Genomic DNA, 22,741 nt, shown 5'->3' on the forward strand with positions numbered 1-22,741 from the left:
AAATAATTATAAATTGACTTTAATTTTTTCTTTTCCTTCCTGTTATTTCATTAATTTTAATCTGAAAGACAATAGGCTCCCCATCATCATAAATTTTACTTGAAAACTCACTAATAAAATGAAGGTCTTTCAGTTCTTTTTTTCTAATTATCTCCTTTATACATATAGAAAAATCATGAAGATAATATTTAGCATCAATACCTGATAATTCTTCATACTCACCATGTACAAGCACAGATCTCCAATTACTAGGCGATTGAATTTCTGCAACTTCTAATGAAACAAAATTATTCTTTCGCATAGCCATTGTTTTTTGACCACCTTCTGTGTATCCTATTATACAATTATTCTCTTTACAATAATAGTATGTTATAGGTACAACAAATGGCCTACTCTGAAATATATACCCTAGGTAACCGATATAATTGGAACTGAGTATTTGAATTAACTCTTTATCTTTAACTACCTGTATCATCCTTTAATATTTTTACTAAAAATAATAAGAAATTAAATGTTTTAAAATGACCAATGTCAGTTGTGTCAAATGCAACTACTTCGCTTTATTTACATCTACTTCTAGTTTAGGTATTTTTATCAATTCCAATGTTGTAGATGCTAACATTACCTTTCCATTAGTCAAATAAATTTCTTTTCTAATTTCATCATTCAATACATCTTTTGTACCACGGCGTTTCTTATAATCAACAATATATCTAAGATTGAATTGAATCCAATTATCATTTAAGGTTATCGCTAAAGCTGGATCTACCTCAGCATTTTCTATATAATATTTATTTACAACATCATTCCATTTAGCCTTTGAGTTTAAGGTATAATCTGATAATATTTTACGTGCTATTTTAATAACGATAAGTTTTGCTAATTCAATGTCCGATCCATATTTAATGGGTAAGTTAAACTCATCCCAAATGAAGGGGAAATCTTGAGAATAATTATAAATGGGGCCTTTAAACACAAAGGCGTTACTTAATTTTACAATTCTACCACTGTAGTTATCACTGCTTACCCATTGGCCAATTTCCATCATGGTGGTATAAATGCTATCAACATCAATAACATCGCCTTTAATACCATTAATTTCAATTCTATCTCCAGGTTTGTACACTTTAACTAAAAAAATATAAACGGATCCAGCCAAGCTCAAAATCAATTCTTGTAATGTAAAAGCAATACCTGCCGTAAAAACACCAATAGCAATAGTGAAATTTTTCATTGAACCTGAAAAATAGAAAAGAGATAAAAGAATTAATAATATATACCCTAATATTTCAATGCCTTTTTGAGATTTATACCTGGCACTTGTGTTTGTAATTCTTCTTCTTAAAACTCTCCTCGTCAATTTTATAACGATAATAATAAAAAGCACCCATAATAAGTATTTAACGATTCCCACTACAAATGGATTATCAGCAATCCAATTTTTAACAACGTCTACTATATGCATAGCTTTCAAGCATTGATTAATATTTGCAATAAAGTTAATAAATAGTCAAGTCCTTAAAAATGATACATATCATCTAAAAAGCAACTAATTATAGTTTAATAGTATATTATGCTTATGCTTATGTAAATTTTGTAACTTTACTACTCTTATTATCATGTAAAAGATCTTGTACAATGTTTCAACAAAATCAAGATATATTTAGCATCCTTTCTGAAGCTATTTCTGAATGCATTATCATTATAGATAATGATCAAAAAATTGTATCAACAAATTCGTCTACCAATAAAGTTTTTGGTTATCCATCTACTGAATTAATAGGCAAATCTCTAGAAAAGCTTATTCCAAAAAAATATCATAAAATTCAAAAGGTTCTCTTCAAAAAATTTATAAAAAAAGGTGAAAAAAGACAAATTTCAGATAGTATAGAGCTTTATGGATTACAGAAAAATGGAGCAGTTTTCCCTATACAAATTGGTTTAAACCCTTTTACGGTTTATGGTAAAACCTATATCATGGTTTTATTGATTGATATTACTGAAAGAAAAGAAAATGAAAGAAATTTACTCCTAAAAAGCGAAGCACTGCAATCCGCTGCAAACGGTATTGTAATAACGGATGCTTCACAGGATGATAACCCTATCATTTATTGCAATTCGGCTTTTATTAGACTCACTGGATATTCAGAATCAGAAATCTTAAATAAAAATTGCCGGTTTCTACAAACTGATGATAGAGATCAAGAAAACTTAAAACAAATTCGTATCGCTATAAAAGAAGGAAAAAGTTGCAAGGTCATACTGCGTAATTATAAAAAAGATGGCACCTTATTTTGGAATGATCTATCTGTAACTCCAATAAAAAGCAATAGAGGAATTGTTACCCATTTTATTGGAATCCAAAATGATATTACGCAACGAATGTATGCCGAGCAAGAACTTAAGCACTGGGCTTCCATTTTTGATGAATCTTTAAATGAAATATTTATTTTCGATAAAGGATCATTAAAATTTTTAAATGTTAACCGAGGGGCACAAAAAAATATAGGTTATACATTAGAAGAGCTAAAAGAATTGACGCCTCTAGACCTTAAACCGGAAATTACCGAAAGTGATTTTCGAACAATGATAGCTCCATTACTTAATAAGGAAAAAGAAAAAATTGAATTTGAAGCCGTGCATCAAAGAAAAGATGGCTCTACCTACCCTATTGAGGTACACTTACAAATTTCGTCATCTGAAGATCAAGAATTACTGGTTGCTATAATTTTAGATATTACAGAACGAAAAAACTATACTGAAAAGTTAGAAAATACGGTCGAAAAAAGAACAGCACAATTAAAAATAGCCCTGACTAAAGAAAAAGAGTTAAACGAGCTTAAAACAAAATTTCTATCTTTAGTATCGCATGAATTTAAAACACCTTTAAGTGGCATTTTAACATCAACTATTTTACTAGAAAAATATAAACTCACTGCACAACAAGAAAAAAGAGATAAACACTTAAATATAATTACAAGCAAAGTACATTACCTCAACAATATTCTCAATGATTTTTTATCAATTGAACGTTTAGAATTAGGAAAAGTAACCTATAAATTTACTGATTTTAATCTGAGTAAAGTCGTAAACGAGGTGGTTTATAATGCAAATATGCTATTAAAAGGTGGACAAAGAATTAATATATCTCAAAATAGTGATGAATTTAACTTACATCAAGATGAGCGGATTTTAGAATTAATTTTGTCAAATTTAATTTATAATGCCATAAAATATTCACCTGAAAATACAGACATTAATCTTGAAGTTTCAGAATGTGAAAAGAATTTAGTTTTAAAGGTTGTTGATTATGGTATAGGAATACCAATAAATGATCAAAAACACATATTTAATCGTTACTTTAGAGCAGAAAATGTATTGAATAATCATGGTACAGGCATAGGCCTAAACATTATAAAAGCACATTTGGAAAATTTAGGTGGAACAATAAACTTCAAAAGTGAAGAAAATAACGGGTCTACATTTACAGTTGCACTACCTAAGATAATTGAAAAATGAAAAAAATTTTATTAATAGAAGATGACATTGTTGTCAGAGAAAATACAGCTGAGCTGTTAGAATTAGCTAATTATGAAGTTTTTACAGCGGCCGATGGTAAAATGGGTATTACAAAAGCTAACACGGAATTACCTGATGTAATTATTTGTGATATAATGATGCCCGAAATAAATGGTTATGAAGTATTAAATGTGCTTTCTAAAACAATTGCAACACAACATATTCCATTTATCTTTTTATCCGCTAAAACTGAATATAGCGATATTCGAAAAGGAATGGATATGGGTGCTGACGATTATTTAACCAAACCTTTTAATGAAGCTGAACTTATTAGTGCCATAGAAAGTCGAATTGCCAAAGTAGCACTTCTAAATGAGAATTCAGAATTGAAAAGCATTATACAATCATTCAATAGTGATGATAATCTAAAAACAATTGATCAGCTTAAAAACTATTTTTCTGATAATGCTGAGGAAGTTACTTATAACCTTGATGAAACTATTTATAGAGAAGGAGATAATTCAAATTATATTTATTTAATATATAAAGGCGTTGTAAAAACATCAAAAACTGATGAACAAGGCAAAGAATTAATTACCGCATTACATAAAGGAGACGATTTTTTTGGGCTAACCTCATTAACACTTAATAGACCTTATAAAGAATCTGCAATAGCACTTGAAAAAACGGAAATTTTCAGATTGGTAAAAAATGATTTTAAAGATCTTTTATTAAAAAATCATGCCTTAACATTAGAGTTGCTTGATTATTCAACAGAAAATGTAACCGAAATTAAGGATCAATTATTACAAATGGCTTACAGTTCGGTTAGAAAAAAAACTGCAAATACTATTTTGCAATTTGCTGAAAAAATTAAAAAACATCCAAAGGATGGCATTCGGATATCAAGAAGTGATCTTGCTAGTGTAGCTGGTATTGCCACCGAGACTTTTATAAGAACATTAACACGTTTAAAAAAGGATGGTATTATTGATATTGAAGGAAGAAATATAAAGGTTATTGATATTGACTTGTTAAAACAAGTTTTTTGAAGATTGATATATATCATTGTGTAAAATCTATATCACGTCTAACTTTGATGTAAATTATAGATCGAATAGAATGATGACTAATATTTTAATCCCCACTGACTTTTCGGAAAATTCATGGAATGCGATAGCATATTCCATAAAATATTTTGAAAAATCAACATGTAATTTTTATATATTACATGTTACACCTATTATCAATTATGCAAGTGGTGAAACTCCACCACTCCCCTTCAGTGGCTCCATAGAAAAAGAACTATTAAAGCAATCGAAATCAGATTTACAAGACCTATTAAATAGGATTAAGAAAATAGATTTGAATCCCAATCATAATTTTATAACAATACCTAGTTACGATTATTTTATTGATTCGATAAGGGGGCAAATTGACAAAAAAAAGATTGACCTAGTTGTTATGGCAACCAAAGGTGCCTCTGGTATTAAAAAAATAGTTATTGGTAGTAATACTGGCGATTTAATTACAAAAGTAAAAATACCTGTAATGGTTATACCAGAAAAAGCAATATTTAAAGTCCCTAAAGAAATAGCTTTTCCAACTGACTATAACATATTTTATCATACAAAAATAATTAGTGATATTTTAGAATTTTCAAAAAAACATGATACCATTATAAGAGTAGTCCATGTTGCTAAAAAAAATGAGGAATTAACACAATTTCAATTAGAAAATAAAGAATATTTAGATGAAGTTTTAAGTACTATTAACCATAGTTTTCATAGAATAAGTAATAAAAAAATTGAAGCAGGAATAGAATGTTTTGTGGAAAGCAGAGATATTGATATGATATTTATGGTCGCAAAAAACTTAACTCTTTTTCAGCAAGTTATGTTTAAGCCAACTGTAGAAGAAATAAGTTATCGTACCAAGATTCCCTTTATCGTATTACATGAATAAAAAACATAAATAATTATGGAAAATATATCTATTTTTTTAGCAAAATTTTGGGGATGGTATTTAATTATTTTCTTTTTAATATTAAGTCTAAACCCTAAAAGAATCAAACAAATCTTTGAAGATTTAAAAGATCAAAAATTTCTAATTATTACGGCTTTTATAGCCATTATAATAGGCTTACTAAATATTTTATTTCACAATATTTGGGAAGATAGTTGGACTATTGTAATTACATTTATTGGATATATATCACTTCTTATTGGTTTGTCTCTATTTGTTTTTCCTGACAGAACCATCAATTGGATAAACATTATAAATATTAAATTTTTACAGATATTATATATGCTATTGTTTTTAGTAGGTGTTTTCCTTTTAAATATGGCGTATGGTATAGTACCATTTTAAAAATTATTTTACAAAAATAGTATATGAACTCTATACTATATTATAAAACAGGTAAGTTAATACTCACCTGTTTTATAATTTAACACTACCATGAATAAAGATTCCATTTTTCATTTTTGTTTTTTACTGCAATTAACCTAGAAGCAATAATTTTAGAATGAAAACTTGGAGGTAAACTGTTAGATTTCATAGCATCATTATAGCCTCTTCCATTATCTAAATACTTAATTATTTTACCTGAATCATCAATAACGTACTCTTCTAAATTGTAGGAAACAACATTTTTACTTAAGATATTGTTTTTACCTATAGTCGTAGTGTCTATTTTCATAATTATAGCAAAGCCTTCTTTAAAATTGGTAACATTTAAAAATTGAGGTTCTATAATCGTATTCCCTTTATTGTCCATATAGCCATAATAATAAGTATTGTCAATTAGCTTTTTAATAATACATTTACCTTCTTTAAATATAGGGTACTTTATCGATGGATCTTCACTATTTATTTCAGTGGCTACGACACCATCTCTAAAATCAATTTCCTTTTCACCTTTTTTATTTATAAAGGCCCATTGCTCATTTTTTTGCACAGCTGCCAAATCCTCATTAAAAGGAGAAACCAAATCAATATCCTTTAAATTTTGAGAAAACAAAATCTGATTGACGGAAAAGCACAGCACTAAAACTATTAAATTTTTCATGATTGTATATATTTATAATTCAATCAAAATTACTAACGACGGGCTTTTTACGAAATGATCAGGATCATTTTTTATGAAACCCAATTATAATAGTTTTAACAAAACAAAAATTCACCTCTTGATATATAATTATGTAACTGATATATATCATTTCAAATTAGAATCAATATAAATACCTTAGTGTTTATAATAGGAAAGCTTATAATTATATCAATAATTAAATTTGATTTATTGCTGGAAGAAGAGGCTAAACCATCATCAAAAAAGGTGATAGAAGTATTCTAATAATTCTTTAAAAAGGGGCAAGCAAATACTTCTATTTCGCTCTAATTTTTATAACGCTATAAATATCTTAAAATGGAAACTAAAATTAAAAAAGATTGGTTGGGTAGAGTTAAAAGCATTGAAGAATTGCATGATGACTCAAAACTTTGGATGTCTGAAGTAAGTTTTATTAATGATGAGTTACATTTTTTTAATGATTTGTTAAGTACTTATTATATTGACCTTATAGATTCCGGTTTATCTGAAGAAATCAAAAAAATAATAAAGAAAATAACTCAAGAAAAAGAATCATATAATTCATTTATGAATCTGATTCAATATCAGGAAAAATTATTATCTAAATTAATATACACAGGCAGTGTTACCAGCAATCCAAATTATTTGAAAATGCATCAAGATTTAGAATATAAAGTTGATGCCTACATTAAAAATTCTAAATTATTAAAAAAACAAATATTTAGCATTGTAGAAGCTCAAATGAGAAAGAAAGAGCAAAAAAAATTACTATGAAAATTACTATGAGAAGGACTTATTACTATGAGAAGGACTTAAAAGATAGTATCGGTTATAACCTTTACTATCTTTTAATGCTAATACTTACTTCATAAATCTTTTTCTTGTAAAAATTTCCTTTAAAAAAGCAATTAAAAAAAACTTACAAAAACAATATAGGTATTTTACTGGCATACGTTATCTCTGTCGCACTAGCCTTAGAAAAGATCCTTTTAAAAAAAGATTCAACATGTATAATTTTGGCAATTAACTGTATTTCTTTTGTTGCTGTAAAATGTTCTACAGCATTTTCAATAGACATATTTTGATCCGAATAAAAATTTAGTGCTGTGTCTTTAAAAAATGAATTTAACGCCTCTTTTTGAAGGTTATATTTATCTTGTTCATTCTGATTAACAATAGTTAAAATATTCAGATCTGAATGAAATTTTGATATAATACCAACTAATGATTTTACGATATTTTTATTCATACTTATTTCCGTATCATTGATAAATAAAACTTGCGATGGTTTACAGTACTTGTAATTGTTAGGAATAACCAAAATAGGTAAATCTACTTTTTCAATAACCTGAATTGTATTAGATCCGAAAACAGTTTCTTTTATACTTGAAGCTCCATTTGTACCCATAACAATCATATCAACATGTTCAATTTCTACCAATTGTTTTATCGCACTTACAAAGCTATCATAATCACAAACTCCTTCAAAAGTATAGGCTTCATTAGCATACTCTTTCTTTAAATCATTTACTAAAATCTCTAATGTTTTTTTAGGGTTTTTTATGACGGAATCATAAATAGATTTTTTGGGAGATGCAATTAAATCACTTGTAATATATTTGGAAACTTTCTGCACATTTAGCACATAAAACTCAATGGTGTCTCCACTAAAAAACTGCATCGCATATGCTATAGCATTGCTAGCATTATTTGAAAAATCGGTTAATAAAAGTATCCGTTTCATAATTATATTTTTTCTCTTATAAAAATACAAATTACAACGTATTGTAAATATGACATTTATCATTGTATCTCCATCATAACAACATTAATTTTGACAACAAGAAAATAAGTAATTCCTATGCCAAATTCAACATTAATTCAAAAGTATAATGTACCTGGTCCAAGATATACTAGTTACCCTACAGTTCCTTATTGGAATGAAGATAGCATAGATGAAAATAGCTGGAAGCAATCCATTAAAAAGTCTTTTGATGAAAGTAATTCTTCAAAGGGAATTAGTTTATATCTACACCTTCCTTTTTGTGAAAGTCTGTGCACTTTTTGTGCTTGTCATAAATACATTACGAAGCGACATGAATTAGAAACACCATATATTGAAACGTTATTAGCAGAATGGCAACTGTACTTGCAACAATTTGATAAAAAACCGTTGTTAAAAGAGTTACATTTAGGTGGTGGGACTCCTACTTTTTTTGAAGTGGAAAATTTAGAACTGATGATAAAAACGATTCTAAAAACCGTTGATTTACATAGAGATTTTGAATTTAGTTTTGAAGGCCATCCTAACAACACTACCAAAGAACATTTACAGGCATTATATAATTTAGGCTTTACTCGAGTTAGTTATGGTGTACAAGATTATTCAGAAAAAATTCAAAAAGCTATTAATAGAAAGCAGTCCTTTGAAGATGTAAAAAATGTAACCCAATGGGCTAGAGATATTGGCTATACTTCTATTAGCCACGACCTTATTTTTGGATTACCATTTCAGACCATTAACGATATTATAGATACCATAAAAAAAACGAAAGAATTAAAACCTGAACGTATTTCGTTTTACAGTTATGCTCATGTACCATGGATTAAAGGTGTGGGCCAAAGAGGCTTTAAAGATTCAGATATACCCAATGGTGATGCCAAACGAAAACTATATGAAATGGGTAAACATATGTTACTAAATCTAGGATATATTGAAACCGGTATGGATCATTTCGCATTACCAACAGATTCCCTCTCTAGAGCTTTTAAAGACGCTAATATGCACAGGAATTTTATGGGATACACTACAAATCCAACACAATTAATGATAGGGTTGGGCATGTCTGCCATTAGCGATTCTTGGTATAGTTTTTCACAAAATGAGAAAACGTTAAAAGCATATCAAGATCAAATTGAAAAAGGAGTACTTCCTCTTTTAAAAGGTCATTTATTAACTGAAGAAGATTTAATAATCAGAAAACACATACTAAACATTATGTGTCATTTTAAAACTTCTTGGAAAAATGACAATATGAAATTTAAGGAGCTCCCCGAAACATTAGGTCGTTTAAAGGAATTAGAAAAAGATGGCTTAGTTGTAATTTTAGATGATGAACTCATTATTCCTGAAAATGCAAGGGCATTTGTAAGAAATATATGTATGGCATTTGATTTACGTATGGTTCGTAACAAACCAAATACCAAATTATTTTCATTGACAGTATGATATTAAGATGCAAAAATGTAGACCAAGAATAAGGTAAAAATGGTAGCTTATAAATTAATTTTAAGGATTATAAACTAAAGTTAAACCAAGCGGAAAGAAGATTAAAAAAGGTGTGTATGTCCTTCTTTTATTTCCTTAGTGAAACTTGCAATTGTTTTATTTGTTAGCTCCCCTACTAATTTATTTCTTAAGGGTGCTACTAGATGATGAATTGGACAGGGATTTTCACTATCACAAACAGGTAAACCTAAAGAACATCCTTGAAATTTTTCTAATCCGTCTATGGCGGCTACGATAGATATCATTGTATTTAGTCTATCAGCATCCGTAAGATAAAAACCTCCGTTCCTACCTTTTCTTGAAGAAATTATATTTCTTTTGGTAAGTTCTTGCAAGGTTTTAGCTAAAAAAGGAGCTGGTATATCAATTATTTCAGCAATTGATTTTGGATTAAATTTTTTTTCGTCATCAGAATTTAATGATAAAAACAGTACTGCTCTAATGGCGTAAGTACTAGATTTTGAAAGCATATTTTATAATTTTAACAAGACAACAAAGTAAAAAGATAATAATATCTTTTTATATGACAAATGTCATATTTTCATTTAAGCACTACTTATATATTTGTACAAAATTAACAAAACTTAAATTATGAAACTTAAAACTCTAATTCCAATTTTAATCATCGCCATGATGATTTCTTGTAAAAATGAAAAACAAGAAAGCACAGAAACAACACCAACTGCTGCGGAACAAGCTACTACTGAAGCTTCAGAAAATCAAGGTCAAGCTTCTGTAACGGATAACGTGTCTGATGCAAATGCATTACAAGTGGCTCAATCATTACCTGATTTTTCAACGTTAGTAACGGCTATAGAAGCTGCTGGTTTAGAAAATTCAGTTGTAAATGCAGGTCCTCTAACAATTTTTGCCCCTACCAACGAAGCTTTCGGTAAATTACCAGAAGGTACCGTTGAAACATTAGTAAAGCCCGAAAACAAAGAAAAATTAGCATTTATTTTAAAAAACCATGTGGCTCCGGCAAATTATCCTGATACACAATTAGAAAAAGATGCTAAAAAGGGTCGTAAGTTATATATGGCTTCTGGAGAATATTTAGAAATCGTTAAAAAGGATGATGGTCTTTATGTTGGTGGAACTAAAATATTAAAAACAGTAAAAGTTAGCAACGGTTGGATCCATGTCATAGGAGATGTGATCGTTCCAAAAGATAAATAAGTGTTTAAAATAAATAATAAAACTAAAAACTAAAATAATGAGAAAAATAATTTTAAGCGTATTTGTACTCTCTCTTGCTGTACTAGTAAGTTGTGGTGACAAAACAAAAAAGGATAGTACTGAGGCCCCAAAAGAAGAAGTAGTAAAAGAAGAGGTTGTAGAAGTTGATCCAATGCAAAATAAAGGAGTTGGACCTATTACAAGTGTAACCTTAGCTGCCGAAGTAGATCAAGAATTAGCAAAAAAAGGTGCCGAAGTTTATAAGCAAATGTGTTCTGCTTGTCATAAAGCAGAAAAAAAGTTTGTGGGTCCTGCTCCAAAAGGGATATTGGAAAGAAGAACTCCTGAATGGGTTATGAACATGATTTTGAATCCAGAAGTAATGGTAAAAGAAGATCCTATTGCGAAAGCATTATTAGCTGAATATTTGTCACCAATGTCAAATCAAAATTTGACAGAAGAGCAAGCAAGAGCTGTCTTAGAATATTTTAGAACTTTATAAATAAATCAAACTTTAAATTAACTTAATATGAAATCAATACTTAAAATAATGACGCTGTTATTTTCAGCTTCTGTTTTACTGAGCAGTTGTGGTAATAATGGTAAATCTTCGGGTAACAATAGTGCTTTAAATAGCAGTAACGCCGAAAAAGTGTATGTTGCACCAGGTGAATATGACGAGTTTTATGCGTTTATGTCTGGAGGATATAGTGGTAACCTTACTGTTTATGGTTTACCTTCTGGTAGAATGTTTAAAGAAATTCCTGTTTTTTCACAGTTTCCAACCACAGGTTATGGTTACTCTGAAGAAACTAAACCGATGTTAAATACTTCATTTGGGATGGTACCTTGGGATGATTCTCACCACCCTGATATTTCTCAAACTAATGGTGTTTTAGATGGCAGATGGGTATTTATTAATGGTAATAATACACCTCGTATTGCTAGAATTAGTCTTAAGACTTTTGAAACTGAAGAAATTATTGAAGTACCTAATAGTGCAGGTAATCATAGTTCTTCATTTATTACTGAAAACACAGAATATGTAGTTGCTGGTACACGTTTTTCTGTTCCTGTACCTCAAGCCGATTTACCTATTAATGAATATAAAGGTAAATTTAAAGGGGCTTTATCTTTTATTAGTGTAGATAAAGAAACGGGTAGAATGGGTATTAAATTTCAAATATTAATGCCAGGTTTTAACTATGATCTTTCTCACCCAGGTAGAGATAAATCTCATGGTTGGTTCTTCTTTACTACTTACAATACCGAAGAAGCGAACTCATTATTAGAAGTAAATGCTTCTCAAAATGACAAAGATTTTATAGCTGCAATCAATTGGAAAAAAATTGAAGAATACGTTAACAATGGTGGTGGTACTAAGATGCCTACTAATTACGCACATAACGTTTATGATGAGCATACACATACTGCAACTTCTACTATGGTAAAAGAAGTGTTAACAGTAAATCCATTAGACATTCCTGGTGCAGTCTATTTTTTACCTACACCAAAATCACCTCATGGTTGTGATGTAACTCCATCAGGAGAATACATTATCGGTAATGGTAAATTATCAGCAGACTTAACGGTACATTCATTTGCAAAAATGTTAGATGCTATTGAAAACAAAAAATTTGACGGTGATGCTTATGGAATTCCAATTTTAAAATATGAGGATATTTTAGCTGGTGTGGTAAAATCTGGTGGTTTAGGCCCATTACATACAGAATTTGATGATAAAGGGAATGCGTACACTACGTTCTTTATTTCTTCTGAAGTAGTGAAATGGAAAATAGGTACTTGGGAAGTAATTGATAGAAAACCTACTTATTATTCAGTGGGTCACTTAATGATTCCTGGTGGAAACTCTAGAAAACCTTTCGGAAAATATGTGGTTGCCATGAATAAAATTACTAAGGACCGTTATTTACCAACTGGACCTGAATTAGAGCATTCAGCACAACTATATGATATTTCAGGTGAAAAAATGGAATTGATTTATGATTTCCCAACACATGGTGAACCTCATTATGCTGCAGGTATTCCAGCTGATCTAATAAAAGGTAATTCACAAAAAATATACAGATTAGATGAGAACAAACATCCATATGCGATAACTTCTCCAGATCAAGCCAAAGTGACTAGAAATGGTAAAGAAGTACATATCTCTATGGCAATGATTAGGTCTCATTTTACACCAGATAATATTGAAGGTGTTAAGGTTGGAGATAAAGTGTATTTCCATATCACAAACCACGAACAAGATTTTGATGTACCTCATGGATTTGCTATGATTGGTGCAAACAATTCTGAATTGCTAATTATGCCAGGACAAACAAAAACCCTTACATGGGAACCTAAACAAGTAGGTGTTTGGCCTTTCTATTGTACAGATTTCTGTAGTGCATTGCATCAAGAAATGCAGGGATATGTTAGAGTATCACCAGCAAATTCAGACATAGAGTTATCATGGTCTTTAGACGGTGAATAAACATTTATTTTAGTTTGAAAAGGCTGTATTGAAAATTTCAATCCTTTAATTTCGTACAGCCTTTTTGTTTTTATCCTCACCCAGAATTCCTAAAAAGGAATTCTGACCTCTCCAAAGGAGAGGTAAAAAATTACAAAAAGATGAAAAAAGCAGGTATTATAATGATTATCGGCTCTTTATTACTAATGGGCCTATTCAAATTTCCTTTATGGAATATTATGTTAGGAGCACCTCAATATCCAGAACCTTTAGGTATGGATATTTATATTGATGGTATAAAGGGAGTTTCCGAATTTGATTTACAAAACATAGACGGCTTAAACCATTATATTGGTATGAAAGTGATACCTAAACCAGAAGAAATGTGGGAATTCTCCGCCTTTCCTAAGGTTATTGGAGGTATGGTGGCCTTAGGGGTTCTCATAGGAATTTTAGGTTTTATGGGTAAAGTTTCCTATAAATGGTTTATCGGTTGGTTTATACTTATGTCCATTTTAGGGGTATTAGGTATGTATGATTTTAACCAATGGTTAACTGAATATGGTGGCGATTTAGACCCACATGCTATTATAAAAGTTATAAATGCTGATGGAACACCTATGACATACAAACCACCATTATTAGGGTATCAAAAAATGTTAAATTTTGATGTTACTTCATTACCACACACAGGTGCTTATATGATGTTTGTAGGAATGATGCTTACCATCGTTGCATTTTTTGTAGGAAAAAAAGAGAATAAAAGGGCATAAAACAATGGCTGTTCGCGTGCCAAGCCTTTGCATGGTGTATCGAGAACAGGTTTAATTGGAATAGTTTAATCTAGACAAAAATGAAAAAATTATATTTTTTACTTTCATTATCTCTGATATTGGTTTCATGTTCTATTGAACCCTCAAAAATTGAATATGGTAAAGATGCCTGCAATTTTTGCAAAATGACAATTGTAGATAAAACACATGCTGCTCAAATTGTTACTAAAAAAGGGAAGTCTTTTAAATATGATGCTATTGAATGCATGCTAAATGACATGGAAGATAAAGATAAAAGCAAATTGGAATTATTTTTGGTTACAGACTATCTAAATCCTACAACATTAATAGATGCCAATTCCGCAACATTTTTAATTTCTCCTGCAATAAAAAGCCCTATGGGAGCTAACTTATCTGCTTTTAAAAATAAAGAAGATGTAGAAAAGCTTGTCAAAACTGATGTAGACAAAAGCTATAACTGGCAAGAGCTAAAGGCACTTTATCAGTCTGGTTCTCAAGGTAAATAAATACTCACTCAAATTAGCTAAAGCTGTCTTATAATTAAATTTAGGGCAGCTTTTTTAAATCCAAAAAATGAATAAAAATAGTATTACAGACATCCCTATTAAAGGTTTAAACGTTACTAAAATCTTTACAACAGATAGTACTGAAACGTTGTTAATAAGCTTAGAAAAAGGCAAAACTTTCCCAACACATACATCACCCAAAACTACACTTCTTGTTGTTTTAGAGGGAAAAATCGATTTCCATATTGAAAATAAAATTGTTACTTTAGCTAAACATCAGTGTTATAGTTTTGAAAAAAACATTGAGCATTACGTTACTGCTCATAAAAATTCTAGATTTTTGATAATTAGATAGTAAAATGCTAAAGAAAACACTTCCCCTTTTATTATTACTTTTAATAATTTCCAATAGTTATGCTCAATCTATAGAGGTATGTGCTACTTGCGATGTTAACTCACTCACCGATGCTATTGCTAAATCAAAACCACATGATAAAATAACAATAAAAAAGGGTACTTACTTAGAAAGTAATATTTTAATTGACAAGCCTTTACAAATAATTGGTGAGGGTAATCCAATAATTGATGGAGAAAAAAAAGGATATGTACTTATTGTAAAATCTGACAGTGTTTCTGTAACTGGACTGGTAATTAAAAACCCAGGGAAAAGCTATACCAAAGATTATGCAGCTGTTTATATTTCTCAGAGCAACCATTTTACTTTTGAAAACAATACCTTAGAGAGTGTCTTTTTTGGTTTTCTAATTGAAAAATCTCATCATGGAAAAATCGTTAAAAATCATGTTTCAAGTCAAGCGATAGATCAATCGGCGTCTGGTAATGGTATTCATTTATGGAATTGTTCAAATATGCTTATTGATGGAAATAAAGCTCATAATTTAAGAGATGGTATTTATTTAGAATTTACCAAAGAAACTAAGGTTACAAACAACCAAAGCTATGATAATATGCGTTATGGTTTACATTTTATGTTTTCAAACAATAACGAATACCATAACAATACGTTTACAAATAATGGTGCCGGCGTTGCTGTTATGTTTTCCAAATTTATTAAAATGACTGGCAACACATTTACCAAAAACTGGGGAACCGCGTCTTACGGATTACTTTTAAAAGAAATATATGATGCCGAAATTGAAAACAATACTTTTGAAGAAAATACCATTGGTATTAACGTAGAAGGGTCAACCAGAATAAATTATATTAAAAATAACTTTATAAGCAACGGTTGGTCTGTAAAAATTGCTGGAGCTTGTTATGCCAATATATTTAAGGAGAATAATTTTTTAAACAATTCTTTTGACATTTCATACAATAGCAATATGAATGATAATAAATTTGACAGTAATTATTGGAGTTCTTATACGGGTTATGATTTAGATAAAAATGGCATAGGTGACATTCCTTATCGTCCTGTAAAGTTATTCTCTTACATTGTAAACAAGACTCCAGAAACCATTATTTTATTGCGAAGTTTATTTGTAGATATTATCAATTTTTCAGAAAAAGTATCTCCAGTGTTCACACCTGATGAATTGGTAGACAGTTCACCATTAATGACCCCCATTAAATGATAGAAATAAAAAATTTATATAAAAAATTCGGAAAGGTTGAAGTCTTAAAAGGGCTAGATCTAACCATTAACCCCAATACTTCTGAAGGTGGCATTTTTGCAGTTTTAGGTCCTAACGGCTCCGGTAAAACGACATTAATTAAAAGTATTTTAGGTATGGTTATTCCCAATAATGGGGAAATAGAAATTCAAGGAAAAAGTGTCTTAAAAAAACATCAATATAGAAATAACATCAATTATTTACCACAAATTGCCAATTTTCCAAGTAATTTAAGCGTAAACGAATTGATTAAAATGGTTAAAAACCTAAGACCTAAACCTGCAGCTGATCAAGAATTTATTGATTTGTTTCGTTTAGAACCTTTTCTAGACAAAAAATTAGGCAATTTATCAGGGGGTACGAAGCAAAAAGTAAACATCCTATTGACTTTTATGTTTGATAGTGAACTTATTATCTTGGATGAGCCCACAACTGGTTTAGATCCAATTTCTTTACTCAATCTTAAAAAAATAATAGTAGCTGAAAAAGAAAAGGGTAAAATGATATTAATTACTTCGCACATTATGAGTTTTGTGGAAGAAATGGCTGATGAAATTGTGTTTCTATTAGATGGTAAAATCTATTTTAAAGGAACATTAGCTGCCATAAAAGAGCAGACCAAACAAACCGATTTAGAACATGCTATTGCAGCAATTTTAACAAAAGAAAATGTTTAAAATATTAAAATATAGTTTTTACGATTTAATGCGTAGCAGTTGGAGTTACGTATATTTTTTATTCTATTTAGGCTTAGGTTCTGTATTACTATTTTTAAATAATGACGTGTCAAAAGCGGTTATTACTTTAATGAATATTATTGTGGTACTAACACCGTTAATAGGAACCATTTTTGGTGTTATGTATTATTATAACTCCCGCGAGTTTACAGAGTTATTATTAGCCCAACCCTTAAAAAGATCAACCATTTTTATTGGTCAATATTTAGGAGTGGCTATTTCACTCTCTTTAAGTTTAGTGATTGGTTTGGGTATACCATTTTTAGCATATGGACTGCTACAATCATCAGAAATTTTTAATTTTTTATCGCTAATAATCGTTGGGGCATTTTTGACTTTTATTTTTGTGGCCTTGGCATTTAACATTGCTCTTTCTAACGAAAATAAAATAAAAGGTTTTGGTTATGCCATTTTAATGTGGCTGTTTTTAGCTGTAATTTATGATGGGTTATTTTTGATTTCTCTAGTGATGCTTCAAGAATATCCATTAGATAAATTCTCTTTAATAGCAACCATGTTTAACCCTATAGATTTATCGAGAATTTTAATACTTTTAAAATTAGACATCTCCGCCCTACTCGGCTATACAGGTGCTGTTTTTCAAAAATTCTTCGGTACAAACTTCGGTATGGTAATTTCTTTTAGTGTACTTTCGCTTTGGGTTGTTTTTCCTATCTTAAGAATATTGTTTAAATCAAAAAGGAAAGATTTTTAAACAACACCCAAAATTAAAAACCATATTACTCAAAATCAACTAAACCATGTCCAATTTTTTAAAATTAGTGCTACTTATTATTTCATTCTTCTTTATAAATTGTAAAAATGGTAAATCAGAAAAAGAAAACTTTGCTCAAAACAATACACGAGATATTGTAATCTCAGGTACAATGGATGCCGAATTGACTTCGCCACCGTTTGTCCCTGCTCCAGTGGGTAACAGAACAGCTAAGAAATTAATAGTAAATTTAGAAATAATTGAGAAAGAAGGTGTTTTATCTTCTGGGGTTAGCTATATGTATTGGACATTTGGTGGCACGGTACCTGGTAGTTTTATAAGAGCAAGGATTGGAGATGAAATACACTTTACACTTTCAAACCATCCCGATAATAAACTACCTCACAACATTGATCTTCATGCCGTTAATGGTCCTGGAGGTGGTGCTGAATCTTCTTTTGTGGCACCCGGTTATGAAAAATTATTTTCTTTTAAAGCTCTAAATCCTGGCTTGTTTGTTTACCATTGTGCCACAGCTCCTGTTGGAATGCATATTGCAAACGGAATGTATGGTTTAATATTAATTGAACCGGAAGGTGGTTTACCAAAAGTAGATAAGGAATATTATATTATGCAAGGTGAATTTTATACTCCTGGTGAAATTGGTGATCGTGGTTTACAACCCTTTGACATGAAAAGAGCGATAAAAGAAGATCCGAATTATGTAGTTTTTAATGGATCAACTGATGCCTTATTAGGTGATAAAGCTATTACCGCAAAGTCAGGAGAAACTGTTCGGCTATTTGTCGGTAATGGAGGACCAAATTTAACATCATCATTCCATGTAATAGGTGAAATTTTTGATAATGTAAATATAGAAGGTGGCAGTACTATGAATCACAACGTACAAACGACTTCAATTCCTTCTGGTGGTGCTGCCATTGTAGAATTTAAAGTTGATGTTCCTGGAAATCTTGTTATTGTTGACCATGCCATATTCAGGGCTTTTAATAAAGGAGCATTGGGAATTTTAAAAGTGGGTGGCGAAGAAGATAAACGAATTTATTCAGGGGTACGGCAAGAAGGTATTTACCATCCAGAAGGAGGAACTATACAAGAAATTCCGATTTCTAAAAGTGAGATCATCGAAACAGTTGTTAAAAAGACATTGGCGGAAAAAATAGAACATGGTAAAATAATATACAACAGTACATGTTTAGCTTGTCACCAAGGGGAAGGTCAAGGGATTAAAGGTGTTTTTCCACCCTTAGCTAAATCAGATTATTTAAATGCTAATGTTAGTAGAGCTATTGATATAGTACTTCATGGTAAGAGTGGTGAAATAAAAGTAAATGGAGAGAAATATAACAATATAATGCCTAAACAAACCTTAACCGATAATGAAGTTATGGACGTACTTAATTATGTATATAATTCTTGGGGCAACAACAAAACAGAAATTACTTCAGAAATGGTAGCTAAAGTTAAAGCTTCAATGTAGTTTGATAGTTTTTTTTAAAAAATAATAGCATAAATAAAGTGGGTAAAATTTTCTTCATATTTTCATTGTTAATGTTCTATTTAAGCAATGCTCAAAGCCAAATGGAAACAATAAAAAAGGGTTCATTTATCCCTCTTTATGGAGCCGTCGAAGCCGTGAAAATTAATACTTTTGAGATGGATGTTTATCCCGTAACCAATGCTGATTATTTAGAATTTGTAAAAAAATATCCAAAATGGCAAAAATCAGTAGTTATCAAATTGTTTGCTGATAAGAATTATCTTAACGAATGGGTTTCTGATACCATTTATAATGTTTCTTTTAAGCCCAACTCACCCGTGACCAATATTTCCTGGTATGCTGCAAAAGCGTATTGTGAATGTCAAAATAAACGTTTACCTACTATAGATGAATGGGAATATGTCGCCATGGCCAATGAATCACAAATTGATGCTCGGAAAGTTAAAAGCTATAATGATTATATTTTAAGTTGGTACGAAAAACCTAAAACCAATGTGAACGAAATTGGAAGTACTTATAAAAATTATTGGGGAATTTATGATTTGCATGGCTTGGTTTGGGAATGGACAGCTGATTTTAATTCAATAATGCTTGGTGGAGAGTCACGTGGCGACGGTGGTCAAGATTCCAATTTATTCTGTGGTAGTGCTTCTATTGGTGCAAGTGATTTAATGAATTATGCTGCTTTTATGCGATATGCTATGCGGAATAGTTTAAAAGCGAATAATACTTCGAAAAATTTGGGGTTTAGATGCGTAAAGTAGTTAACAGTCTACTGAAGGATAAAAAACGGATACTCATATTCAAACACAAAAAGTGAAATTATCATTTTTAATTACATCAATAGAATTCAAATTAACGAATACATGATTAAAAGTAAATTTTTTATTATCATTATATCCTTTTTATTATTATCTGCTTGTCATAATAAAAAAGAACAAGCCACTACCCTAGCCTCTTACGAATGTCCTATGCATTGCGAAGGTGACCAAACATACGAAGAACCAGGCAGCTGTCCTGTTTGTAAGATGGATTTAGTACTAGTTACTGATGATAAACCAATACTCGAAACTTCAAATGAAATTTCTGAAACTTCCATTTTTAACTTAACTTCGGATTGGAAAACACAGAATAACAAATCAATCAAATTAAAAGAACTGCAAGGTAAAACTTTAGTTATGGTAATGATTTATACGTCATGCCAAGCAGCTTGTCCTAGATTGGTTGCAGATATGCGTAATATTGAAAAGCAAATTCCAGTTGATCGACTAGATAATATAGCTTTTGTGTTTGTAAGTATTGATCCAGAAACAGATACTCCTCAAAAATTGAAAGCCTTTGCAAAAGAGAACAGGATGGACGATAACAGTCATATCTTTTTACAGGGTTCTTTGGCTGACGTTAGGGAATTTTCAAATGTATTATCGGTAAAATACAAGCAAATTTCTCCACTCGATTTTTCACATTCTAATATCATTAGTGTATTTGATAAAAATGGAGAATTGGTAAAACAACAAGAAGGCTTAGGTGTTGATAATAAAGCAATTGTTTCTGAAATTATTCAAACTTCAAAATAGACAATTACGAATATTATTAAACTGTCTTTTATTTTGGTTACATCACAAATAACCCTTCCCTATACCTTTTAAAAAAATCTTTATACTCGTATATAAAATATGATTAAAGTCATATTTTATTAAATTCTCACAGTTTACTTTTACCAAAATTCATAAAAAGATAATAATATCTTTTTATACTCTAACTTAATATGTCAACTATATTATAATTATCAAAAAATAATTAATAATTAGTTATTTAAGTAAAGTACAAGGTTGAAGTAACTAAGGAGTCCAATGATTATGAAGAATACGATGCAAAACATAACAGTATTGATGAAAATCAGGCTTTACAAGTCCAAAATAGTAGAAATATAAATTCTTAGTCTCTTGACATGGAAGTACAATCAAAATTATTATTAGATTTTGCAAAGCTGTTGCATAGAAAAATCCTTAGTTAAGTTATAAAATAAAACACCAATATTAATTAAAGAAAATATGAATTCATTTTTACCAATTGTAGAAAACTTGCCTATAGGGCATCCTGTGAAAGTTTATTATGAAGAAAGTAATTTAATTGAGAAGATTTTATCTGAATTAGTTGAAGCAGATCCGTCAGAAGATTTTCAAAAATATTTTAACATCTTTAATCAATTAACCACCATCGAAAAACGATTTTCAAGAAAAGAAAATCAATTATTCCCATATCTTGAAAAATATGACTGGAAAGGACCAAGTCAGGGAATGTGGTCTTTTCATGATACTTTACGCTCTCAAATAAGATTGCTTAATGACTATAATGCAAATAAAAATATAGAAAAGATAACGATCAATATTCCTTATTTAATAGATGGTATAAAACGTTTATTAGCCATTGAGGACGCTAAATTATTTCCAAATGCAATGGAACTCCTTACCGATGAAGATTGGAAAGAGTTTTTTGAAGGTGATGAAGAAATTGGTTGGATGTTGACTCAAAAACCTTTGCCCTATCCTCCAATTGTAGAAGAAAAATACGTGCATCCAAGCGATGATTTCACACAACGTGAATTGTCTTTTTCATTGGAAAACACTTCACATTATGACGAGGGCTATATGACCCCTGAGCAAGTAAACCTACTTTTGCGGTTTTTACCTGTTGACATTACCTATGTCGATGAAAATGACAAGGTCATATTTTATAATAGGGGTGATAAAAGAGTTTTCCCACGCAGTAAAGGTATAATTGGACGTGAAGTCCGATTTTGTCATCCACCTAAAAGTGTTGATATGGTATTGAGAATTGTGGATGAATTTAGAAATGGCACCAAAAATGAAGCAGAATTTTGGACAAACTTCAAAGATAGGCTAATCCACATAAGATATTTTGCAATTAGGGATAATGATAAAAACTATAAAGGAGTTATTGAAATGTCTCAAGATGTTACTGATATACAAAAGTTAGAAGGACAGAAGCGTTTATTAGATTGGGATTAAGATTCCACAATGAGCAGTGATCAATTTAAATGATAATTAGCTTAGTGTAATGGCTTGTTTGAACTATCAAATTATTATTGGTGATTTTAATATTATCGAATAAAAAGATGCTAATAATCAGATTTTTAGTGCTACTAAATACTAATATTTTAATTGCCAAATGTTTCTTAAATAAGTAAAAACATGATGATTATCATGTTTTTACTTATTTGTTAATTCTACTTTTGACTTTGCTAGGTTTATACAAATT

General features: G+C 30.1%; 24 protein-coding genes. 19 read left to right on the plus strand and 5 right to left on the minus strand.

Annotation, left to right across the window (positions count from 1 at the left end):
* Positions 1–19: 19 nt before the first annotated feature.
* Together D3P13_RS12960 and D3P13_RS12965 are read right to left on the minus strand one after the other, a co-directional pair.
* Positions 20–475, minus strand: coding sequence for a pyridoxamine 5'-phosphate oxidase family protein (locus D3P13_RS12960; RefSeq protein WP_117883096.1), 456 nt, complete (start codon positions 473–475; stop codon positions 20–22).
* 75 nt (positions 476–550) lie between these two features.
* Positions 551–1,465, minus strand: coding sequence for a mechanosensitive ion channel domain-containing protein (locus D3P13_RS12965; protein ID WP_117883098.1), 915 nt, complete (start codon positions 1,463–1,465; stop codon positions 551–553).
* A 173-nt stretch (positions 1,466–1,638) separates the two neighbouring features.
* On the opposite strand from D3P13_RS12965, the gene D3P13_RS22235 reads away from it, so the two are divergent.
* The 4 genes from D3P13_RS22235 (at position 1,639) to D3P13_RS12985 (ending at position 5,889) form a co-directional block, all read left to right on the plus strand.
* Positions 1,639–3,519 carry a PAS domain S-box protein gene (locus D3P13_RS22235; protein WP_117883100.1) on the plus strand — a complete coding sequence of 627 codons (1,881 nt, stop codon included), beginning with the start codon at positions 1,639–1,641 and terminating at the stop codon, positions 3,517–3,519.
* Entirely contained in the window at positions 3,516–4,571 is a 1,056-nt protein-coding gene (locus D3P13_RS12975; protein WP_117883102.1) for a response regulator, read from the plus strand. Before D3P13_RS22235 ends, D3P13_RS12975 begins: the two co-directional genes overlap by 4 nt.
* Before the next feature lie 70 nt (positions 4,572–4,641).
* Positions 4,642–5,484: a universal stress protein gene (locus tag D3P13_RS12980; protein ID WP_117883104.1), complete on the plus strand. Its 843-nt coding sequence runs from the start codon at positions 4,642–4,644 to the stop codon at positions 5,482–5,484.
* 15 nt (positions 5,485–5,499) lie between these two features.
* Positions 5,500–5,889, plus strand: a complete 390-nt coding sequence (locus D3P13_RS12985) for a hypothetical protein (RefSeq protein ID WP_117883106.1) — start codon at positions 5,500–5,502, stop codon at positions 5,887–5,889.
* A gap of 85 nt (positions 5,890–5,974) precedes the next feature.
* Here the strand turns inward: D3P13_RS12985 and D3P13_RS12990 are convergent, their stop codons facing one another.
* A complete protein-coding gene (locus D3P13_RS12990; RefSeq protein WP_117883108.1) occupies positions 5,975–6,589 on the minus strand; it encodes a WG repeat-containing protein in 615 nt (204 codons plus the stop codon).
* Between the two features lie 357 nt (positions 6,590–6,946).
* Between D3P13_RS12990 and D3P13_RS12995 the strand changes: the two genes are divergently transcribed.
* Complete coding sequence (locus D3P13_RS12995) at positions 6,947–7,384, plus strand: hypothetical protein (protein WP_117883110.1); 438 nt, start codon at positions 6,947–6,949, stop codon at positions 7,382–7,384.
* 145 nt (positions 7,385–7,529) lie between these two features.
* Here the strand turns inward: D3P13_RS12995 and D3P13_RS13000 are convergent, their stop codons facing one another.
* Positions 7,530–8,354: a universal stress protein gene (locus D3P13_RS13000; RefSeq protein WP_157972915.1), complete on the minus strand. Its 825-nt coding sequence runs from the start codon at positions 8,352–8,354 to the stop codon at positions 7,530–7,532.
* A 117-nt stretch (positions 8,355–8,471) separates the two neighbouring features.
* On the opposite strand from D3P13_RS13000, the gene hemN reads away from it, so the two are divergent.
* Positions 8,472–9,839: an oxygen-independent coproporphyrinogen III oxidase gene (gene hemN, locus D3P13_RS13005; RefSeq protein WP_117883114.1), complete on the plus strand. Its 1,368-nt coding sequence runs from the start codon at positions 8,472–8,474 to the stop codon at positions 9,837–9,839.
* A 101-nt stretch (positions 9,840–9,940) separates the two neighbouring features.
* Here hemN and D3P13_RS13010 read toward each other — a convergent pair whose 3' ends face one another.
* On the minus strand, positions 9,941–10,369 hold the full coding sequence (locus D3P13_RS13010; RefSeq protein ID WP_117883116.1) for an RrF2 family transcriptional regulator: 429 nt from the start codon (positions 10,367–10,369) through the stop codon (positions 9,941–9,943).
* A 121-nt stretch (positions 10,370–10,490) separates the two neighbouring features.
* Here D3P13_RS13010 and D3P13_RS13015 point away from each other — a divergent pair, with 121 nt between their 5' ends.
* From D3P13_RS13015 to D3P13_RS13075, 13 genes are all read left to right on the plus strand, one after another.
* Complete coding sequence (locus tag D3P13_RS13015; protein ID WP_117883118.1) at positions 10,491–11,078, plus strand: fasciclin domain-containing protein; 588 nt, start codon at positions 10,491–10,493, stop codon at positions 11,076–11,078.
* Between the two features lie 37 nt (positions 11,079–11,115).
* Positions 11,116–11,580, plus strand: coding sequence for a c-type cytochrome (locus tag D3P13_RS13020; RefSeq protein ID WP_117883120.1), 465 nt, complete (start codon positions 11,116–11,118; stop codon positions 11,578–11,580).
* A gap of 27 nt (positions 11,581–11,607) precedes the next feature.
* The gene (gene nosZ, locus D3P13_RS13025) at positions 11,608–13,572 is read left to right on the plus strand and encodes a Sec-dependent nitrous-oxide reductase (protein WP_117883122.1); all 1,965 of its coding nucleotides are present in this window, start codon (positions 11,608–11,610) and stop codon (positions 13,570–13,572) included.
* A 140-nt stretch (positions 13,573–13,712) separates the two neighbouring features.
* Positions 13,713–14,324 carry a hypothetical protein gene (locus D3P13_RS13030; RefSeq protein ID WP_117883124.1) on the plus strand — a complete coding sequence of 204 codons (612 nt, stop codon included), beginning with the start codon at positions 13,713–13,715 and terminating at the stop codon, positions 14,322–14,324.
* Between the two features lie 80 nt (positions 14,325–14,404).
* The gene (locus D3P13_RS13035) at positions 14,405–14,851 is read left to right on the plus strand and encodes a nitrous oxide reductase accessory protein NosL (RefSeq protein ID WP_117883126.1); all 447 of its coding nucleotides are present in this window, start codon (positions 14,405–14,407) and stop codon (positions 14,849–14,851) included.
* A gap of 67 nt (positions 14,852–14,918) precedes the next feature.
* Complete coding sequence (locus tag D3P13_RS13040; protein ID WP_117883128.1) at positions 14,919–15,206, plus strand: cupin domain-containing protein; 288 nt, start codon at positions 14,919–14,921, stop codon at positions 15,204–15,206.
* Between the two features lie 4 nt (positions 15,207–15,210).
* Positions 15,211–16,446, plus strand: coding sequence for a nitrous oxide reductase family maturation protein NosD (locus tag D3P13_RS13045; protein ID WP_117883130.1), 1,236 nt, complete (start codon positions 15,211–15,213; stop codon positions 16,444–16,446).
* A complete protein-coding gene (locus tag D3P13_RS13050; protein ID WP_117883132.1) occupies positions 16,443–17,162 on the plus strand; it encodes an ABC transporter ATP-binding protein in 720 nt (239 codons plus the stop codon). The genes D3P13_RS13045 and D3P13_RS13050 overlap by 4 nt, the downstream gene beginning before the upstream one ends.
* Positions 17,155–17,937 carry an ABC transporter permease gene (locus D3P13_RS13055; RefSeq protein ID WP_117883140.1) on the plus strand — a complete coding sequence of 261 codons (783 nt, stop codon included), beginning with the start codon at positions 17,155–17,157 and terminating at the stop codon, positions 17,935–17,937. Before D3P13_RS13050 ends, D3P13_RS13055 begins: the two co-directional genes overlap by 8 nt.
* Before the next feature lie 46 nt (positions 17,938–17,983).
* A complete protein-coding gene (gene nirK, locus D3P13_RS13060; protein WP_117883142.1) occupies positions 17,984–19,438 on the plus strand; it encodes a copper-containing nitrite reductase in 1,455 nt (484 codons plus the stop codon).
* A gap of 101 nt (positions 19,439–19,539) precedes the next feature.
* Positions 19,540–20,223 carry a formylglycine-generating enzyme family protein gene (locus D3P13_RS13065; protein WP_117883446.1) on the plus strand — a complete coding sequence of 228 codons (684 nt, stop codon included), beginning with the start codon at positions 19,540–19,542 and terminating at the stop codon, positions 20,221–20,223.
* 102 nt (positions 20,224–20,325) lie between these two features.
* The gene (locus D3P13_RS13070) at positions 20,326–21,036 is read left to right on the plus strand and encodes an SCO family protein (protein WP_232829188.1); all 711 of its coding nucleotides are present in this window, start codon (positions 20,326–20,328) and stop codon (positions 21,034–21,036) included.
* A 477-nt stretch (positions 21,037–21,513) separates the two neighbouring features.
* Positions 21,514–22,491 (plus strand): DUF438 domain-containing protein, encoded by a 978-nt coding sequence (locus D3P13_RS13075; RefSeq protein ID WP_394336463.1) that lies wholly within the window; start codon positions 21,514–21,516, stop codon positions 22,489–22,491.
* The last annotated feature ends 250 nt before the right edge of the window (positions 22,492–22,741 follow it).

This window comes from Aureibaculum luteum, assembly GCF_003449015.1.
Taxonomy (GTDB): domain Bacteria; phylum Bacteroidota; class Bacteroidia; order Flavobacteriales; family Flavobacteriaceae; genus Aureibaculum; species Aureibaculum luteum.

What these genes read in the sequence shown, in the direction of transcription:
- nirK (WP_117883142.1), top strand. Translation starts at nt 17,984, where the DNA reads ATGTCCAATTTTTTAAAATTAGTGCTACTTATTATTTCATTCTTCTTT.
- D3P13_RS13030 (WP_117883124.1), top strand. Translation starts at nt 13,713, where the DNA reads ATGAAAAAAGCAGGTATTATAATGATTATCGGCTCTTTATTACTAATG.
- D3P13_RS12995 (WP_117883110.1), top strand. Translation starts at nt 6,947, where the DNA reads ATGGAAACTAAAATTAAAAAAGATTGGTTGGGTAGAGTTAAAAGCATT.
- D3P13_RS13055 (WP_117883140.1), top strand. Translation starts at nt 17,155, where the DNA reads ATGTTTAAAATATTAAAATATAGTTTTTACGATTTAATGCGTAGCAGT.
- D3P13_RS13065 (WP_117883446.1), top strand. Translation starts at nt 19,540, where the DNA reads ATGGAAACAATAAAAAAGGGTTCATTTATCCCTCTTTATGGAGCCGTC.
- D3P13_RS13045 (WP_117883130.1), top strand. Translation starts at nt 15,211, where the DNA reads ATGCTAAAGAAAACACTTCCCCTTTTATTATTACTTTTAATAATTTCC.
- D3P13_RS12960 (WP_117883096.1), bottom strand. Translation starts at nt 475, where the DNA reads ATGATACAGGTAGTTAAAGATAAAGAGTTAATTCAAATACTCAGTTCC.
- hemN (WP_117883114.1), top strand. Translation starts at nt 8,472, where the DNA reads ATGCCAAATTCAACATTAATTCAAAAGTATAATGTACCTGGTCCAAGA.
- D3P13_RS13050 (WP_117883132.1), top strand. Translation starts at nt 16,443, where the DNA reads ATGATAGAAATAAAAAATTTATATAAAAAATTCGGAAAGGTTGAAGTC.
- D3P13_RS22235 (WP_117883100.1), top strand. Translation starts at nt 1,639, where the DNA reads ATGTTTCAACAAAATCAAGATATATTTAGCATCCTTTCTGAAGCTATT.
- D3P13_RS12985 (WP_117883106.1), top strand. Translation starts at nt 5,500, where the DNA reads ATGGAAAATATATCTATTTTTTTAGCAAAATTTTGGGGATGGTATTTA.
- nosZ (WP_117883122.1), top strand. Translation starts at nt 11,608, where the DNA reads ATGAAATCAATACTTAAAATAATGACGCTGTTATTTTCAGCTTCTGTT.
- D3P13_RS13035 (WP_117883126.1), top strand. Translation starts at nt 14,405, where the DNA reads ATGAAAAAATTATATTTTTTACTTTCATTATCTCTGATATTGGTTTCA.
- D3P13_RS13010 (WP_117883116.1), bottom strand. Translation starts at nt 10,369, where the DNA reads ATGCTTTCAAAATCTAGTACTTACGCCATTAGAGCAGTACTGTTTTTA.
- D3P13_RS13070 (WP_232829188.1), top strand. Translation starts at nt 20,326, where the DNA reads ATGATTAAAAGTAAATTTTTTATTATCATTATATCCTTTTTATTATTA.
- D3P13_RS12965 (WP_117883098.1), bottom strand. Translation starts at nt 1,465, where the DNA reads ATGCATATAGTAGACGTTGTTAAAAATTGGATTGCTGATAATCCATTT.
- D3P13_RS13000 (WP_157972915.1), bottom strand. Translation starts at nt 8,354, where the DNA reads ATGAAACGGATACTTTTATTAACCGATTTTTCAAATAATGCTAGCAAT.
- D3P13_RS12975 (WP_117883102.1), top strand. Translation starts at nt 3,516, where the DNA reads ATGAAAAAAATTTTATTAATAGAAGATGACATTGTTGTCAGAGAAAAT.
- D3P13_RS13020 (WP_117883120.1), top strand. Translation starts at nt 11,116, where the DNA reads ATGAGAAAAATAATTTTAAGCGTATTTGTACTCTCTCTTGCTGTACTA.
- D3P13_RS13015 (WP_117883118.1), top strand. Translation starts at nt 10,491, where the DNA reads ATGAAACTTAAAACTCTAATTCCAATTTTAATCATCGCCATGATGATT.
- D3P13_RS12990 (WP_117883108.1), bottom strand. Translation starts at nt 6,589, where the DNA reads ATGAAAAATTTAATAGTTTTAGTGCTGTGCTTTTCCGTCAATCAGATT.
- D3P13_RS13040 (WP_117883128.1), top strand. Translation starts at nt 14,919, where the DNA reads ATGAATAAAAATAGTATTACAGACATCCCTATTAAAGGTTTAAACGTT.
- D3P13_RS13075 (WP_394336463.1), top strand. Translation starts at nt 21,514, where the DNA reads ATGAATTCATTTTTACCAATTGTAGAAAACTTGCCTATAGGGCATCCT.
- D3P13_RS12980 (WP_117883104.1), top strand. Translation starts at nt 4,642, where the DNA reads ATGATGACTAATATTTTAATCCCCACTGACTTTTCGGAAAATTCATGG.